Genomic DNA, 15,165 nt, shown 5'->3' with positions numbered 1-15,165 from the left:
GCAGACCTGAACGTGCTGGCCACACCGTTTTTCGATCTGGCCCGATTCGGAATCAACTTCGTGGCCTCCCCGCGGCATGCCGACGGCATCGTGGTGACCGGCCCGATTTCGCGCAACATGAAAACCGCTCTGCTGCAGACCTACGAGGCCACCCCAAAGCCGCGGGTGGTGATTGCAGTGGGCAGCTGCCCACTGACCGGCGGCCCTTTCCGGGGAAGCCGGGAAGTCAGCGAAGGGCTGGATACGCTTTTGCCGGTTGACCTGTTCATCCCCGGCTGCCCGCCGCACCCCATGACCAACCTGCATGCCCTCTTGAACTTTTTCAAATAAAAAACCGGCGGCCCTTTCAATCCAAATTAACAGGGCCGCCGGTTTTTCAGGGTTTGATGACAATGGTCGGGTACAACCCTTCCTTTGCCCCCCTGGGATAGGGTTGAAGGGTGTTAAAGGAGATGTTCTGGTTTTGCTGGGCATGCCCGCGGTTCAGGTTCCCATCAAAAAACGCGCCATTGGCCTGCAGGATATGGTGAATCCGCTCCTGAAAGGTCGAGACAAAACTGCCTCCGCTGCCTTCAAACAGCATGCTGCCGATACACGCCCGGGTATCAATTTTAGAAAACCGCTTAAGCGACATGCTGTTGACTTCCAGGTCCTTGGGATCATTGATCAGGCCCCATACGAGGTGCCCGGGAGGGATGGTCAGCGGACTGCGGACATCGATGATCGTATGCGGCATGATAACGCTGTCCTGACCAATGGTGATTCTGGCGTTGGGGCGCCCGCGTAGAAAACAGTTAAACCCCACAAACACATTTTTCTTCAGATCCGCCTCGATTATTTTCGCGCCGTGGGCCGTAACATTGTTGCCTTCAAGTTTGGCGTTGATAATGTAGCAGTTTTCCTGAGCATTGGCTCCGCGGCCAAGCATGGAATTTTGAAGGAAGGCCCGTTGCGCGACGAGTACATTGTCGCCAATTTTTGTTTTGGGCTTGATCACGGCGAACCGATCCAGAGAGGCGCTGGTGGGCACCGACAGCGGTTGGTCGATATTGACCACATCGAACACACGCTGAAAGGCCTCCTTGCGATCTTCCACGAAGTCCATGAATATGCCCTGGGGTGAATTGCCTGCGCTGAAATAGATATAGTTGTTCAACTGGTTCAGGGGGTAGCGGTACATGAAATTGAAATCACCGGGTTTGCGGACCCAGACGGTCCCCGGTTCGATCTTCAGGTGGCTGACCTCACCGGCCTGCACATAGGAATAGGCGCCCACTACGCAATCCTGGATGGTGGTCAGGTCAACGGTGGCAAAGGGCCCCAGGAAACTTCCGTTGGCAGGTGATCCGTGGATATTGGCATAATGGGTGGAAACGGTGTCTTTGATGAAAAAGTTTTCCAGCGTCTCCGGATCGTGGGAATAGTTGTGCACCAGGGTTTTGATCAGAAAGCTGTCTTCGATGGTGATCTCTTCATCCTGATCCAGGGGGATGTTGAACTCCTGGTACTGAAAGAGATCACCGGATTTTTTCAATTCATCACCGCGGATATCGCTTTTATAAAGCAGCGAGTTGGTCACACTGACCTTGCCCAGAAAATAGCTGCCCGCCAGATTGGAGTGCTTGAACATCAGGTTGAGCGAGTGATGGGGCGTGATCCCGTAAAATGCATAAAATTTGGTCATCTGCGTGGTGGGGATCAGTTTATTTAAAAAGGGGTTGACATCGAACTCCAACTCCCGGAGGTTGATATTTACGCGCTGCACAATCCGGTCGAAAAGCTTTTCCAGTTCTTTCATCCCTGCTCCCCATCGGTTGGCTTCAATTCGAATTTTTTCATGTTCTGATAAACGGCGGCGAACACATCGGCGAGCCTGAGCACCCCCACAATCTCCGTGCCCCGTGTCACCAGCAGGGAAAGATTGGATTCGGCCGTCAATTGATGCAGCGCGATGTCCAGTGACCCGTTTTCGTCCACATATTCCCCTTCGGTGGGACGCTGCATGAATTCCGTGACACATTTTTTTGCCGCTTTGGAATAGACGTCCAGGATCGGCGGCGACGTCTTGAGATATTCTTCCTGCTGCAGGGCAACGGCCTTGCGGGTAAAACCGAATCGACCGAACCGGCGGATTTGGTCCAGGTTGGCGTCCCTGGGTTCCAGTGCACGCAGAAAGTCCATCTGGCTGATCTTGCCGATCACCTTTTTATGCTTGTCCATAATCAGAACTGCCCGGTGGGAATAGCGGTTCTGTTGGAACTGCTCCTGCGCTTTTTCCAATGCAAGCACCGCTTCGAACAAGGTGGCGTTCTCCGGCACCGTGGCATATTCCGAAATCGGGACCATCAATTCCTTGACCATGAAATTTTTCACCGGGATCCTCCTGTTATGTGGCTCAACTACCATGAATCAGTCATCAAATCAATCGAAACTGTTTTGATTGCAAAACTTTTTGCACCCTGCGCACGCATCCGCTGCGCGGCGCTGCCTATGATCTTCCGGCGGCTCCCGGTCGCGGTTTTTACCGGGCCTGGTTCCTGCGCCGGTTGATTGTGCGCCTGAATGGCTGCTTGTTCCAATAGCGAACACCATTTCCTTGATCTTCCCCCATCTCTATGGTAGACAATCGCCTTCGTTCATTAATCGAAATTCCCCCGCTAAAACAAAACCAAAAAATATACGGCCGCTAGGGTTTAAAAACGCGAGCGCGAAAAATGATAGAGAGGAGACACACAGTGAAAACGTACAAAATTGAAGATCTGATGGTTCCCCTGTCGGAATATGCGACGGTGACCATCGGGGCGACGCTGTTCGAAGCCATTCTGGCGCTGGAGACGGCCCAGGGCGAGTTCGACCAGACCAGATACCGCCACCGGGCCATTCTGGTTCTGAATAAAGCCGGTGAAGTTGTCGGCAAGATCAGCCAGCACACAGCCTTGAAAGCGCTTGAACCGCAATACCAAAAAATGGCCGCCGAATCGTCGGCCGCCCATTACGGATTCAGTGTATCCTTTCTGAAGGATCTTCAAGAGCAGTACAGCCTGTTGGACGGTGCCTTGGAGAACATCTGTCAGAAAGCCGCCCACACCCGAGTCGAGGATTTTATGTCCAGGTTGGGCGAAGGCGAATTCATCGAAGCGGACGCATCCCTGAACAAGGCCATTCACATGCTGGTAATGGGCCACTTTCAATCTTTACTGGTGAGAAAACAAGGCATCCTGATCGGGGTGTTACGGCTCACCGATGTTTTCGCCGCTGTTTTTCATGTGATGAAAAGCTGCAATTAGGGCAGTGGGCTCGCCTGCCCATCCGATCAATGATCGTCACTTGTTTGAATCGAAATAGAGGAGGTTGTTGAATGGCTAACGACATCGATACCCCTTTTGCCGAGGCAGCGTCCAACCGTAAAAAACTGATCTGGCTGTGCTTAGGTGTTGCCCTGTTCGTCCTCACCTACTACTCGCCGCCCTGGCCGGATGCCATCGATCCCACGGGTAAAGCCTTTGCCCTGTCGACAGCCGGCAAAGGCGCCATCGCCGTGTTCCTGCTGGCCGGCACCTGGTGGGTCTTTGAGGTCGTGCCCATCGGCGTGACCAGCCTGGCCATCGGCGTGCTGCAGGCCCTGTTTTTCATCCGCCCGGCCAAAGTGGCCTTCAAGGATTTTATGGACCCGTCGGTCATGTTCATCTTCGGCTCCATCGTCATCGGCCTGGTGTTCACCAAAACCGGCCTGACCCGCCGCCTGGCCTATAAAATGCTGGCCATCGTGGGCGAAAAAACCAGCATGATCTACCTGGGATGTTTTGTGGTCACCTCGGCGCTCACCCATATCATGGCCCACACGGCCGTAGCAGCCACCATCTACCCGCTGCTGGTGGCCATTTACGCACTCTACGGCGAAGGCGACACGCCCACCCGTTTCGGCAGAGGCCTGTTCATGGGCATGGCCTACGTGGCCGGTGCCGGCAGCATCGTCACCCTGCTCGGGGCCGCCCGGGGCGCCGTGGCCCTCGGCTTTTTTAAAGACATCATGAACCAGGACATCGGTTTTTTCGAATTAAGCTACTACATGTTTCCCATCGGCTGGCTGATGACCTTCCTTTTGTGGGGGTTTTTCATGATCGTTTGCAAACCGGAGAAGAAATCCATCCCGGGTCTCAAAGAGCGCGCCAAGCGGCTTTATACGGAACTGGGCGGCATCACCCGCAAGGAGTTGGTCGCCGCCTCCATCGTGGGTCTGTGCATTTTGGCCCTGGGCGCGAGCGCCATCCTAGAGGCCGCCATCCCCGGTTTTGTCGCCCCCCACAAAACGGCCCTGATCCTCATATCCACAATCCTGTTTTTCATCACCGGCATTCTGGACATCAATGATCTGGAATCGATCCCCTGGAACATCATCCTTCTTTTTGCCGGCGCCATGAGCATCGGCTTCTGCCTGTGGGAGACCGGTGCAGCCGAGTGGATGGCCATCAACTAGCTGGTCATGTTCCAGAAGGCCCACTGGTTCGTCTTCGTTCTGGGCATCGCCTTCTTCGTGCTGATGATGACCAATTTCATCATGAACGTGGCCGCCATCGCCATCTCCCTGCCGGTGGCCCTGGTCATCGCCCCTTACCTGAATGTGGCCGGCGAAGTCATCCTCTTCGCCTCTTTGGTCACCGCCGGCATGCCCTTTCTGCTCCTCGTGGGGGCGGCGCCCAACGCCATCGCCTATGACTCCAGGCAGTTCACCACCGGTCAGTTCTTTCTTTACGGCATCCCGGCCAGCATTCTGCTGATGGCGGTGACCGGCTTTGCCGTCTACGTGCTGTGGCCGTTGATGGGCATGCCAACGCTGTTGAAGTAGACCGCAAGCCGCTCCCGGCAGCAGTGCCGGGAGCGGCTTGGTGATGCTGCCCGCAGCTGACATGTTCTCGGGCCTGCACACCATCCGAACAGTCCGGCGCGCTTGGAGGCGAACAAAATCCGGCGCAACCAGCAGCGGTTTTTTTTGCATGCCCTAATGATCCGTCTGGGTGGGCGCCTGTTCCGCTCGGGTTCGGCGGATTTTCTCGTGAGCGGCCTTGATGGTCCTGCTCAGTTCATCGATATCCACCGATTTTGACAGGAAAGCAAACGCGCCCAGTTCCATGCAGGTTTTTTTATCGGCCTCCGATCCCTGACTGGTCAGGACAATCACCTCGATCGCCGGTCGGGTCTTCTTGACGCGACGCAGGACTTCGATGCCATCGATACCGGGCATTCGAAGGTCTAAGATCATGACATCAGGCTCGTCCTCCCGGGCCAATTCAAGGGCCGACTCCCCGTCGTAGACCACTGCCGAATCCAGCTCACGCATCATCAGCCGTTTGGACAGCGTCTGAACATATTTCTTCTCATCGTCCACCAACAGAATCTTAGACGGGGCCTCGAAATCCTGGCGGCGGTAAACGTCAGTCTGATAATACCCCGGTCCCACCTTGGTTTCAACCGACGCGACCCCCGCCACCCGGCCTGTGATAGCCTTGAGTTCTTCCTCGAGACGATTGAGCATCAGGACATGTTTGTTGATGGTCAAGGTGACGACCCCACCCTGGACGTCGACCCCGACGGTGTGGCCGGCCTTGATCAGCGCAATTTCCACGTCGGCGGCAATCTGGAAATCAGCGACAGCCATTCTGGATCGACCGGCCGGTTTGACGATGGACTTGGCGATGTTTTTTTGGATGGTTCGGGTAATTTCGTCCGGCGATAGTTTATCGGTTGGAAAGACGATATCGTAAAGGGAAGCATGCCACGGGTCTTTGACGGCAAAGAGCATATGCATCCAGGCGGCACAATTCTCATCCTCGCGGTGGATGATTTTAAGGGCCTCAGGTTCAGCGATCCGGTGTTCACCGGTGGCGGCGGCAATGCGCGACTTCATGTCCGCAATCAGGCAAACCCGCACCACATGATCGATATCGCGGGGTATAAGCTGACCGGCGAAACCGGTAATGATCAGATTGTCCGCGGACAGGCTTTTTGCCAGGGCCGCCCGCAGGTGAGCCAGCGAACGTTCCCGTTCACGGGTCAAGCGGTTGAATACCGAGGTCTTATCTGAGAACACCCGCTCGATCCTGTTGGCAGGTATACTGGACAAGCGACTGGCTTCGGTGACGATTTCCGTATCCGCGATCAACCCATAACCGGTTCGGGAGCGGGTCTCCTCGACGACCTGTTGCGCATTGCAATAGCTGCCGCTGAATATCGTAATGACTGGCATGTTCAACTCCTTCTTTTTAAGCTTCAACAAGTCGGCAAACGGTCAACAGCGGACAAGCCGATTCCTGGCCGTGCTCGTGAGTGGATTCATGGATGGTGGTAATGCCTTTTTCCATCGTCGGGAAAAGGTGATCCTTGCCGATCTTGGCCAGAAAATGAGTTCGCCCGAACACTTCCATGACCGACTCGTTGACCCCGCTCATCGATAGGTCGATCCCATTGCTTCTGACCCGATCCACCAGCATTGACAGGGTTTCCTCACCGGATGAATCGATGTCGTTGATCCCGTTGGCAACGATAAGGATGTGGTTGAGGTCCTTTTTGCTGCTGATGATTTCGGTGATTTTGTCTTCCAGATAGCTGGCGTTGGCGAAAAAAAGAGGTCCGTCAAAGCGCACCAGGGCTACATAGGGACACTCCTTGAGCCCATGGGTCGTTACGCAGCGCAGTTCCTCGTCCGCTGCCCTGGCCAGGGAAACCACTTTGGGGCGCATGCTCTTGTAAAGAAAAACCGTCAGGGAGAGCGCCACCCCGATCATGATTCCCTTATCCAAATGCGGCGCAAATGCCAGGGTGCTGGCAAAAGAAATGATGGAAATGGCGCCATCGTACCATTTGGCCTTCCAGGCGTGGATAAAACCGGAAACGTTCAATAGGCCGATGACGGCCATCATGATGACTGCAGCCAGCACGGATTGGGGAAGATGGTAGAGCATTGGTGTGAAAAATAAAAGCGCAATAACCACTGCCAGACTGGTGAAAACGCTTGACAATCCGCTGACGGCTCCGGCTTGGAGGTTGACCGCTGAACGAGAAAATGAACCGGACGTGGGATAACTCTTGGCGATGGCGCCGCAGATATTACCCAACCCCTGGCCGATCAGTTCCTGGTTGGGATCCAGTCGCTGTCCGGTTTTACTGGCCATGGCCTTGGCAATCGAAATCGCTTCCATGAAACCCAGCAAGGCGATTATGGCCGCGAAAGGCAACAGGTGCAGCATGATCCCAAAATTGATCGGCGGTATGCTCAGCGACGGCAGGCCTTTGGGTATGGCACCGACCACGGCGCCGCCCCCCATCATCGTGAGGCTGCCGGTGTCCAGGGGTTCGTTGCGGACCTTGATGCGCCATGTTCGACCGTCGGTTTTTGTACCGACGGGGATATTGTCCTGCGGGTAGAATTTAATGGATCCGTCACTCTGGAGCACACCGGCAAGCAGGATTGCTCTGAGCTGCTCCCGCCTGACGTGGGCCTCCTCCTGCAGGTGTGAGATCTTCACATTGGCCACATTTACATTGTGCTGAGCATCCAGCACACCGATCGAGTCGTGGTTCTGTTTGGCCTGGTTCAACACTTCGCTGAAGCGGGTTCGTTCCTCGGCAAGGGAAGGCAGCGCTGAGGAGGCCGCGTTGAACTGTTGGATCAGGTTGCGGGCGGCCGGGGATTCAAGTGCTTCAATGCCGGTTTTATGGTCGTGCTGGAACCCGGTGAACCAGGAGATGAAGGTGGTGATAACCACGGCCACGAGGACATTGGGGATTCGCGGCGAAAGCCACTTAAGTCCGTACATGACGCCAAAGGCAAATACCCCCATGATCAGCGTCGGCCAGTGGGTGTAATGGACTGCCGCCTTGACGACACTGATGATGGTTTCGTAATGGTGCGGCGCTGTGTCAACGGAAACGCCGAACATTTTCGACAACTGGGAAGAGGCGATAATCAGGGCTGCGGCATTGGTAAACCCGTTGACCACCGGGTGAGACAGGAAATTGACCACCAGCCCCAACCGCAGCAGGCCCAGGGTCAGCTGGAATATACCGACCATGAGGGCCAGCAAAATGGCATAGGCGATATACCCGGAACTGCCTGCAGTGGCCAGCGGCGCAAGGGATGCCGCAGTCATCAGTGAAACCACCGCCACCGGTCCGGTGGCCAGTTGACGGCTTGATCCGAACAGTGCGGCAACCATCGGTGGCAGAAAAGAGGCGTAGAGTCCGTAATAGGCAGGCAGCCCCGCCAGCTGGGCGTAAGCCATTGATTGAGGGATCAGGACCAGGGCCACGGTCAGACCCGAAATTGCGTCAACCTGAAAAGAGGCCTTATCGTAGTTTTTAAACCACGCCATAAAAGGAAAAACCTTTGCCAACATGTGCCGCTCCTATCCTGTGATTTCCGTTTCCGGTGCCTTCTTGGGTCGGCTTTCGTGGTTTTATTTGCGGTCATCATCCAGCTTGGCCATCGCCCTGAGCAATCCCAACGGGGACTGGTGCAGGGACAGCTGCTGAATGGCTTCCATTCTTTTCAGGTTGCTTTCAAACTTCTTCTGCATCCTGGCCTGATAGGCATCCTTGAGCGCCGCCACCAATTTTTCAAAGTCATAGGGCTTTTCCAGGTATTTAAACGCACCGAGTTTGGTGCATTCCACGGCCGAATCGACCGTGGCGTGACCGGTCAACATGATGATTTCAATAAATTTATGGTTCTGTTTAAGAATTTTCAGAACCTGGGCACCGTCGGTTCCCGGCATCTGCAGGTCCAGAACAGCCACATCGAAACCACCCTTGTTGGCTGCTGCGATGGCGTCCTCACCATTGGATGCCGTGGTGACCTTAAACCCCTTGATGGACAGACGGTCGGAAACCGCCTTGAGGAATTTGACTTCGTCATCGACCAACAGAATCTTAATTGAGTTTTCCGTTTCCATGGCAATCTCCACCTTTATTGGTTAAATAAAATAATTATTGCCAAACATCCACACGCATAGATCCATTGCCTTGAATCTCAGATCGAAAGCGGCACCTCCAATTCCAGCCGATCAGCTGAACGGTCCCAATGAATGGCAACACCGATCAAGTCTGCAAATTTTTGGGTGCATTCGTCAGGAAAGGCGTGAAATTCATTTACGCCGAAACCTGAAAAAACCAGCCGCCAGGCCGACTCGTCAATGGGCTGGATATGAATCGTTATTTCAGCCCCCTGCCCGGCATGTTGAAAACTTTCCGACATGGCCTGATAAATGATCGCCTGAAGCAGAAACGGAGATGTCACAGCAATCGGTTGGAAGCCTTCACAGGGTTGAACGCTAATCTTTCCGGTAAAGGCAAGGTAGCCGCAAAGATTCCTGACCAGATCCAGCAGGTCCTGAATATTAACGGATTCGACGGGGGTATCGATACTATGGGAAAAACGGTTCATCTGTTTGATGGTCAGAAAACCGCGTTGAATTTCCTCTGCGATACTTTCTGTGCATGATTTTAAAGCCTCAAGCTCAATTGGATTTCCGCTGGATGCCATTTCGGTCAAGTCGCCGAGCAACCCGGCGGTCTCGGAAATGATCGCCATGACGTTTTTCAGCTCATGGGAGATGGACGCATTGACTTTGCCGAAAAATGCAAGGCTTTCATAGCCGAAAATATCCTGTTTGTCAGTCACCCTTGCCTCCCGTATTCGGGGGTTTTTCAGAACAAACTGAAATCAGTAAAATGCCTGCCTTAAAATATGCCTCAGGTGTTCGCCCCCTGATTTTTGCCTGCCACCACTAACAGGGCCTCCACCAGATCGTTGATCTTCAGGGGCTTGGGGAGGAAAAGCGCCGCCTCACCGACTTCAGACAGGTTGCCGATGTCGGAGCCGTGTCCGGTAAGAAAAATAAATTTTATATTCGGGTCCAACTTTTCCAGCTTGCGCTGCAGGTCAATACCGCCGATGCCCGGCATTTTCACATCCAAAACGGCCACATCAAACGATTCCCCTTTGGTCACCAATCCGATGGCTTCGTCACCGGAATTGACGAATTCAGTTCGAAATCCTCTTAATTCAAGTCGTCTGGCAAGCATCATCACAAATTTTTTTTCATCGTCAACCAGCAGAACTCTCATGATTTGATTACCTTTTCGAGTTGAATCGGTAAGGAGACCACAAATGTGGTTCCTTCGCCTTCTTTGCTCTTAACCGTGATCTTTCCGTGAAGCTTTTGGACCAGGCCGTAGGTAATCGACAGGCCCAGACCGGTTCCGTGGCCCTCTTTTTTGGTGGTAAAAAAGGGTTCAAAGATTTTGTGGAGATGCGCTTCGGATATGCCGCAGCCGCTGTCTGTGATGATCAGGTTAATGCGCTCCGGTCCGTCCATTTCCGCGCGAATATCCAAAAAACACCCGTTGTTAATGGCCTGAAAGGCATTGTTGACCAGATTCAGAATTATCTGCTGCAGTTTGCCCCTGTCGGTTTCGATGAGCGGGATGGAATCGGGGATGTCCACGTGAATCGCAATATCGCGGTATTCGGCTTCCTTTTTATGGAAGCTGAGCACATCGGACACGACGTTTTTAAGATCGATGGATTGGGTTTGAACATCGAATCGTCGCGCAAACCCAAGCAGCTGACGGGTGATGGTGCCGCAGCGTTCAACGGTTTCGATGATCGAATCGAGATGTTCGATCAATTCCGGATCATGCCGGTACTGCGCCTTGATGGTGAACAGGTCTTTGACATAGCCGGCGGTTTCGTTGATCAGCGCCAGCGGATTGTTGATTTCATGGGCCACCCCGGCGGCCAATTGGCCAACGGAGGCCAACTGGCAATTCTGCTCCGCGGCAGCCATGGTTTTGGCCTTTTCCCGGTCTGCATCAAACATCTTGTTAACCATGAATGAAGAGGTCAGGATGATCACCAGGGATATGAAGAGTGCGCTGACCAACAGGAACCAGTTGATATCGGAGCGCAGATTCAGCCATACCTTCATCATCTCCGTTCTTTGTTTAACGACCATGAGAATAAACGATGTGGGCGCGATTGTGGTGTCGATAAACGCGTAGCCGATAACGATGGATTGGCCCTTTTCGTCGATCGCAATTCGGGTTTCCGTCCGATCGGAATAGGCTGGCACGGGAATCGTCACGCGGTGCGATGCCCCTTCGTAAAAATGGGAAGGCGTCTGCATCAACCCCTCACGGTTAGTCAGGAAGATATCTGCGTGTTCCCCGGTTTTGTAGGATGACAGGGTCTGGATCAGGCGTTCGGTCTCCAGGGTCGCGCGCAGGACGAAAAACCGCCCGTCCGCACGAAATGATTTGACGGCCACAACGATATGCGGAACATCGCGGTAGCCTGAGAAAATTTCACTGACGCAGGCACTGTGTTCCTGGCACGCCACAAACCATGGCTGGCTGCTGTAGTCTTTGCCTTCCAGATTGAAGGGGCCGGCATAGGTCACCTGGGTTCCGTTGTCGGCAATCACACTCACATCGGTCAATCCGCCGAACCCCAGTTTCAGATTCCGAAGCACTTGATCCAGGTGCTCCGGATCAGTCAAACCATCGTAGCCCGTTTCCTTGGCAGTGAACGTCAAGGCGGCCAGGCGCTCCTCCAAAAAAAAAGTGACCGCCCTGCGTGCATTGGATGCCACACGTTCGGTACGCAGAAGTGATTCAGATTCGATGGATCGCTCGACAAGCTGATAATAGATCAGCGTCATGACGATGAGCGGCAGCAGTGCCGTCGTCATCAGGATAAAAATCCCCATTCCCCAGACCTGGCCATAATCCTTGAAGGTAAAATAGGGATTCAGGTGTTCGTCGTCCTGCCGGCGAAAGTGCGGAAACAAAGATTTCAGGTTGGATTTAAGCTGGTCCATCATATTGATTTCGCACGGTTCTGGCTCATGATAGCGATCATTTGTTCAATATCCAACGGCTTGTTCATAAATGCATACGCACCCAGGGCCAAGCACCGGGTCTGATCTGCTTCGGTGCCATGCCCGGTAAGGATAATGATCTCGCTCGTGGGACTGATCTTTTTAATCCGGGTCAGTACTTCCGAACCATAGCAATCGGGCAACCTCAGGTCCAGAATTACCCATTTAAAAAATGAATTTTCTACGCTTTCCAAGGCGGTTCGGCCATCGTAACGTACCTCGCAGCTTAAACCGCGCAACTTGAATCGATTGGCCAGCATCTGAGCATACCGCTGTTCATCATCGACAATCAATATATCAAAGTGTTTCATTTTGCAACTTTTTTTGTATTGACTAACGGACCTATTCGATTTATAGAGGACACATATACTATAATGTTATATTTGTAAACATTAAATTGTTCGTAATCGATCAATTATTTTTCGTTCCGATGATCCCTAAAAACCGTGGGGGAAAGACAGTCTGACATGAGATTACAGGCAAAACGGGTCCTGCTGGTTGATGATGAAGAAAAATTGCTGCACTCTATTGCCCAGCGCTTGAAAGTACTTGGATTTGATCCCATCACAGCCACCAATGGGACGGCGGCAATCGAAATTGCAACGAAAAATAAGATCGACATGGCCATCGTCGATCTTCAAATGCCCGACATGAACGGGCTGGTGACAATTACCAAACTCAAGGAAATCAAGCCTGGTCTGAAAACCGTTCTGTTAACCGGACACGGCAACGACAAGGTCAGGCAGGCCACCGAATCGCTCAACACCCTCTATTTTGAAAAAGAAGCCATGGGGGATTTCTGGCGTTTCATAAAAGGGCTCAACGCCGATGGTCAGGTTGTCGTCATTCACCCGTCCGGTGCGCATATGGGCCGGAAGGGTTCAACGGAAATTTCCGCGGCCCATGGAATTGAAATTCATACCCATCCTGGATTGTCTGAATTAAATTTTAAGCCGGGGGCCTTCGAAAATGAGGTCAACCGGTCCGGCGGTTTTGACCTGCCGAGAATCGTCGGTGAAACACAAGCCATGCGGAATCTGAGAAAAAGCATCGCCCGGGTGGCGCCGCTGGACTGCACGGTGACCCTGCGCGGCGAACCGGGCACGGGCAAGGAGTTGGCTGCCAGGGCCATACATGCCGGCAGCATGCGCAAGAATCAACGCTTTTTGGCAATCAACTGCGCCGATTTCGGCAGCGAACAACTCGCCGGGCAGCTGCTGGGGTACAAAAGCGGAAACCTGTACGAGGCGGTCCTGACCCGCAGTGGCATTTTCAGTTCCGGTGGGGTGGGAACCCTGCTTTTCGACAGAGTCGAAATGCTCCCCGCCAATCTGCAGGATCAACTGCTGAGCATCATCGACATGGCCGACAGCCAGCGAACCGGCGGCGGAAAAGAAATGGGCATGGATATCCGCACCCTTGTCGCCACAGATACGGACCTGGCCGAGCGGGTGCGCGAGGAAACTTTCCGAAAAACGCTTTACCAACGGCTCAAAGTATTTGAACTGACCATACCGCCGCTTCGTGAGCGCACCGATGACATACCGCCCCTGTGCCGGTACTTTTTCGACAAGTACCGCCAGGAATTGGCGAAACCCGTGGATTCGATTGCACCGGAGGTCGTCAAAACACTGGTTGATTACGATTTCCCGGGAAATGTCAGTGAGCTTGAACACATCATCGAGCGGGCCGTGATCCTGGCAGAAGGCACAACCATCGAGCGACAACATCTGCCACTGCGGTTTCTCAAGGATCCAAACCCGCTGAAACGCGGCGAACCCAGCCACAGTAAAACCCTGGCGGAAGTCGAAAACCAGTATATCCTTGAAGTTCTTGAGTTCAACAACGGCAACAAGTCAAAAACAGCCCAGGTGTTGGGTATCAGCCGGGCTGCGTTGTGGCGCAAATTAAAGCAGATCAGAACCGCAGCGCCCTAACAACGATTCCCTCGCCTTTTTTTTCCGTGGCAACCTTTTCCCAAAATCGGTTTTAGGGGTCCAGTCCCATGCGGTTTTGCATGACCGCCCACACGTCGCACCCCTTTTGGTCATTGCCCTGCCTTTCGGCACCATCACGGTCCTTTACACCCTGAAAAAAAGCCCGACATGCGCGCCCATCCGACGCGGGGACCACTCGCTGGAATATATATTTAACCATTCAATATGTTTATATTATTATTGGTTCTATTGAAATGGCACATGCATTGCTTCAGGGATTGGCAAGGCGATGAAAAATCCCTGACATCATTCGATCCCATACCAGAAAGGAACGACCCATGGCCGAGAAGATGAAAATCATGGCAGCAGTGGATTTGTCCGACTATTCGACCGCAATTGTCCGTTACAGCGCCCGGCTGGCCAGAAAGCTGGATGGGGAGCTGTTGCTGGTCAATGTGATCAACCAGCGCGACCTGGACATGGTCCAGCGAGCCATGGTCGGTTATCAGGCCTTTTCATTTCCAAACTACCTCAAGGAACAGGTTCGGGACCGCGAAACCAGACTGCAGGGTCTGTTGGAGGCCGTGCCCACGGGTACGCAAAACTGCCGCTGTCTGGTTCAGGCCGGAATTCCTTACCGTGAATTGCTGTCAGTCATCGAAAGTGAAAAACCAAACCTGCTGGTCATTGGCACGAAGGGCCGCAGCAACCTGGCAGATGTGGTGGTGGGTTCGACGTCACGCAGGATTTATCACCGCTCACCCATACCGCTGCTCACGATACCGGCGGGTTTTATCGAGTCGCCCTGAGACAAAAAAAAGGCTTCCAGTTTCACCAACGCTGTCAGCCATCGCCGAGAAAAGGAGGACCGCCATGCTGATCAGATACTGGATGAGCACACCGGTGATTACCGTGGAAAAAAAAGATTCCATGCAGCAGGCCGGGATCCTGATGAAGGAAAATCACATCAGGCTGCTTCCCGTAGTCCACAAGGGAGGGCTTTGCGGCATTCTCAGCGACCGCGACTTGAAGCGGGCTTCAGCTTCGGACGCCACAAGCCTGGATATCCATGAACTGCTCTACCTGGTTTCAAAAATCAAGGTGGCCGACATCATGACCCGCGAAGTGGTCACGGTCCACCGGGACTGCACCGTGGAAGAAGCCGCGGATCTCATGCTGGACCGCAAAATTTCCAGTCCGCCGGTGGTGGATGATCAGGGCCAATTGTGCGGGGTCATCACCACCATCGATCTTTTTAAGGCCACCTTGTACATCACCGGCTTGAAAAAACG

At 53.5% G+C, this 15,165-nt stretch carries 15 protein-coding genes and 1 pseudogene; 6 read left to right on the top strand and 10 right to left on the bottom strand.

The features are described from left to right. Window positions 1–330: NADH-quinone oxidoreductase subunit B family protein (locus tag R6V78_RS11950; protein ID WP_410289587.1), on the top strand; the 330-nt coding region annotated here is incomplete at its 5' end. 46 nt (window positions 331–376) lie between these two features. On the opposite strand, the gene R6V78_RS11945 is transcribed toward R6V78_RS11950, so the two are convergent. The 3 genes from R6V78_RS11945 to R6V78_RS11935 are packed head-to-tail and all read right to left on the bottom strand — an operon-like array spanning window position 377 to window position 2,579. Continuing rightward, complete coding sequence (locus R6V78_RS11945; RefSeq protein WP_410289586.1) at window positions 377–1,798, bottom strand: transferase; 1,422 nt, start codon at window positions 1,796–1,798, stop codon at window positions 377–379. Then, window positions 1,795–2,373: a CBS domain-containing protein gene (locus tag R6V78_RS11940; protein ID WP_410289585.1), complete on the bottom strand. Its 579-nt coding sequence runs from the start codon at window positions 2,371–2,373 to the stop codon at window positions 1,795–1,797. The genes R6V78_RS11945 and R6V78_RS11940 overlap by 4 nt, the downstream gene beginning before the upstream one ends. A gap of 26 nt (window positions 2,374–2,399) precedes the next feature. Beyond that, window positions 2,400–2,579, bottom strand: coding sequence for a hypothetical protein (locus R6V78_RS11935; protein WP_410289584.1), 180 nt, complete (start codon window positions 2,577–2,579; stop codon window positions 2,400–2,402). Between the two features lie 156 nt (window positions 2,580–2,735). Here R6V78_RS11935 and R6V78_RS11930 point away from each other — a divergent pair, with 156 nt between their 5' ends. Together R6V78_RS11930 and R6V78_RS11925 are read left to right on the top strand one after the other, a co-directional pair. Next, a complete protein-coding gene (locus tag R6V78_RS11930; RefSeq protein WP_410289583.1) occupies window positions 2,736–3,287 on the top strand; it encodes an HPP family protein in 552 nt (183 codons plus the stop codon). A gap of 71 nt (window positions 3,288–3,358) precedes the next feature. Next, window positions 3,359–4,846: pseudogene (locus tag R6V78_RS11925) on the top strand (SLC13 family permease). 153 nt (window positions 4,847–4,999) lie between these two features. Here R6V78_RS11925 and R6V78_RS11920 read toward each other — a convergent pair. The 7 genes from R6V78_RS11920 to R6V78_RS11890 form a co-directional block, all read right to left on the bottom strand. Beyond that, window positions 5,000–6,244 carry a response regulator gene (locus tag R6V78_RS11920; protein WP_410289582.1) on the bottom strand — a complete coding sequence of 415 codons (1,245 nt, stop codon included), beginning with the start codon at window positions 6,242–6,244 and terminating at the stop codon, window positions 5,000–5,002. 16 nt (window positions 6,245–6,260) lie between these two features. Then, a complete protein-coding gene (locus R6V78_RS11915; RefSeq protein WP_410289581.1) occupies window positions 6,261–8,393 on the bottom strand; it encodes a SulP family inorganic anion transporter in 2,133 nt (710 codons plus the stop codon). A 60-nt stretch (window positions 8,394–8,453) separates the two neighbouring features. Continuing rightward, window positions 8,454–8,948 (bottom strand): response regulator, encoded by a 495-nt coding sequence (locus R6V78_RS11910; RefSeq protein ID WP_410289580.1) that lies wholly within the window; start codon window positions 8,946–8,948, stop codon window positions 8,454–8,456. 77 nt (window positions 8,949–9,025) lie between these two features. Further along, entirely contained in the window at window positions 9,026–9,676 is a 651-nt protein-coding gene (locus R6V78_RS11905; protein ID WP_410289579.1) for a hypothetical protein, read from the bottom strand. A 71-nt stretch (window positions 9,677–9,747) separates the two neighbouring features. Next, the gene (locus tag R6V78_RS11900; RefSeq protein ID WP_410289578.1) at window positions 9,748–10,122 is read right to left on the bottom strand and encodes a response regulator; all 375 of its coding nucleotides are present in this window, start codon (window positions 10,120–10,122) and stop codon (window positions 9,748–9,750) included. Then, window positions 10,119–11,879: an ATP-binding protein gene (locus R6V78_RS11895; protein ID WP_410289577.1), complete on the bottom strand. Its 1,761-nt coding sequence runs from the start codon at window positions 11,877–11,879 to the stop codon at window positions 10,119–10,121. Before R6V78_RS11895 ends, R6V78_RS11900 begins: the two co-directional genes overlap by 4 nt. Further along, on the bottom strand, window positions 11,876–12,247 hold the full coding sequence (locus R6V78_RS11890; protein ID WP_410289576.1) for a response regulator: 372 nt from the start codon (window positions 12,245–12,247) through the stop codon (window positions 11,876–11,878). The genes R6V78_RS11895 and R6V78_RS11890 overlap by 4 nt, the downstream gene beginning before the upstream one ends. 156 nt (window positions 12,248–12,403) lie before the next feature. On the opposite strand from R6V78_RS11890, the gene R6V78_RS11885 reads away from it, so the two are divergent. The 3 genes from R6V78_RS11885 to R6V78_RS11875 all read left to right on the top strand — a co-directional run. Further along, window positions 12,404–13,873 (top strand): sigma-54-dependent transcriptional regulator, encoded by a 1,470-nt coding sequence (locus R6V78_RS11885; protein WP_410289575.1) that lies wholly within the window; start codon window positions 12,404–12,406, stop codon window positions 13,871–13,873. 338 nt (window positions 13,874–14,211) lie between these two features. Continuing rightward, on the top strand, window positions 14,212–14,682 hold the full coding sequence (locus R6V78_RS11880; RefSeq protein ID WP_410289574.1) for a universal stress protein: 471 nt from the start codon (window positions 14,212–14,214) through the stop codon (window positions 14,680–14,682). A gap of 64 nt (window positions 14,683–14,746) precedes the next feature. Beyond that, on the top strand, window positions 14,747–15,165 hold a 419-nt coding region (locus R6V78_RS11875), incomplete at its 3' end, for a CBS domain-containing protein (RefSeq protein WP_410289573.1).

Origin of the sequence: Desulfosarcina sp. (assembly GCF_046496365.1) — a bacterium.
Lineage (GTDB): Bacteria > Desulfobacterota > Desulfobacteria > Desulfobacterales > Desulfosarcinaceae > Desulfosarcina.
The sequence above is the reverse complement of the archived record's forward strand: the minus strand, read 5'-3'. Positions and strand labels throughout refer to the sequence as shown.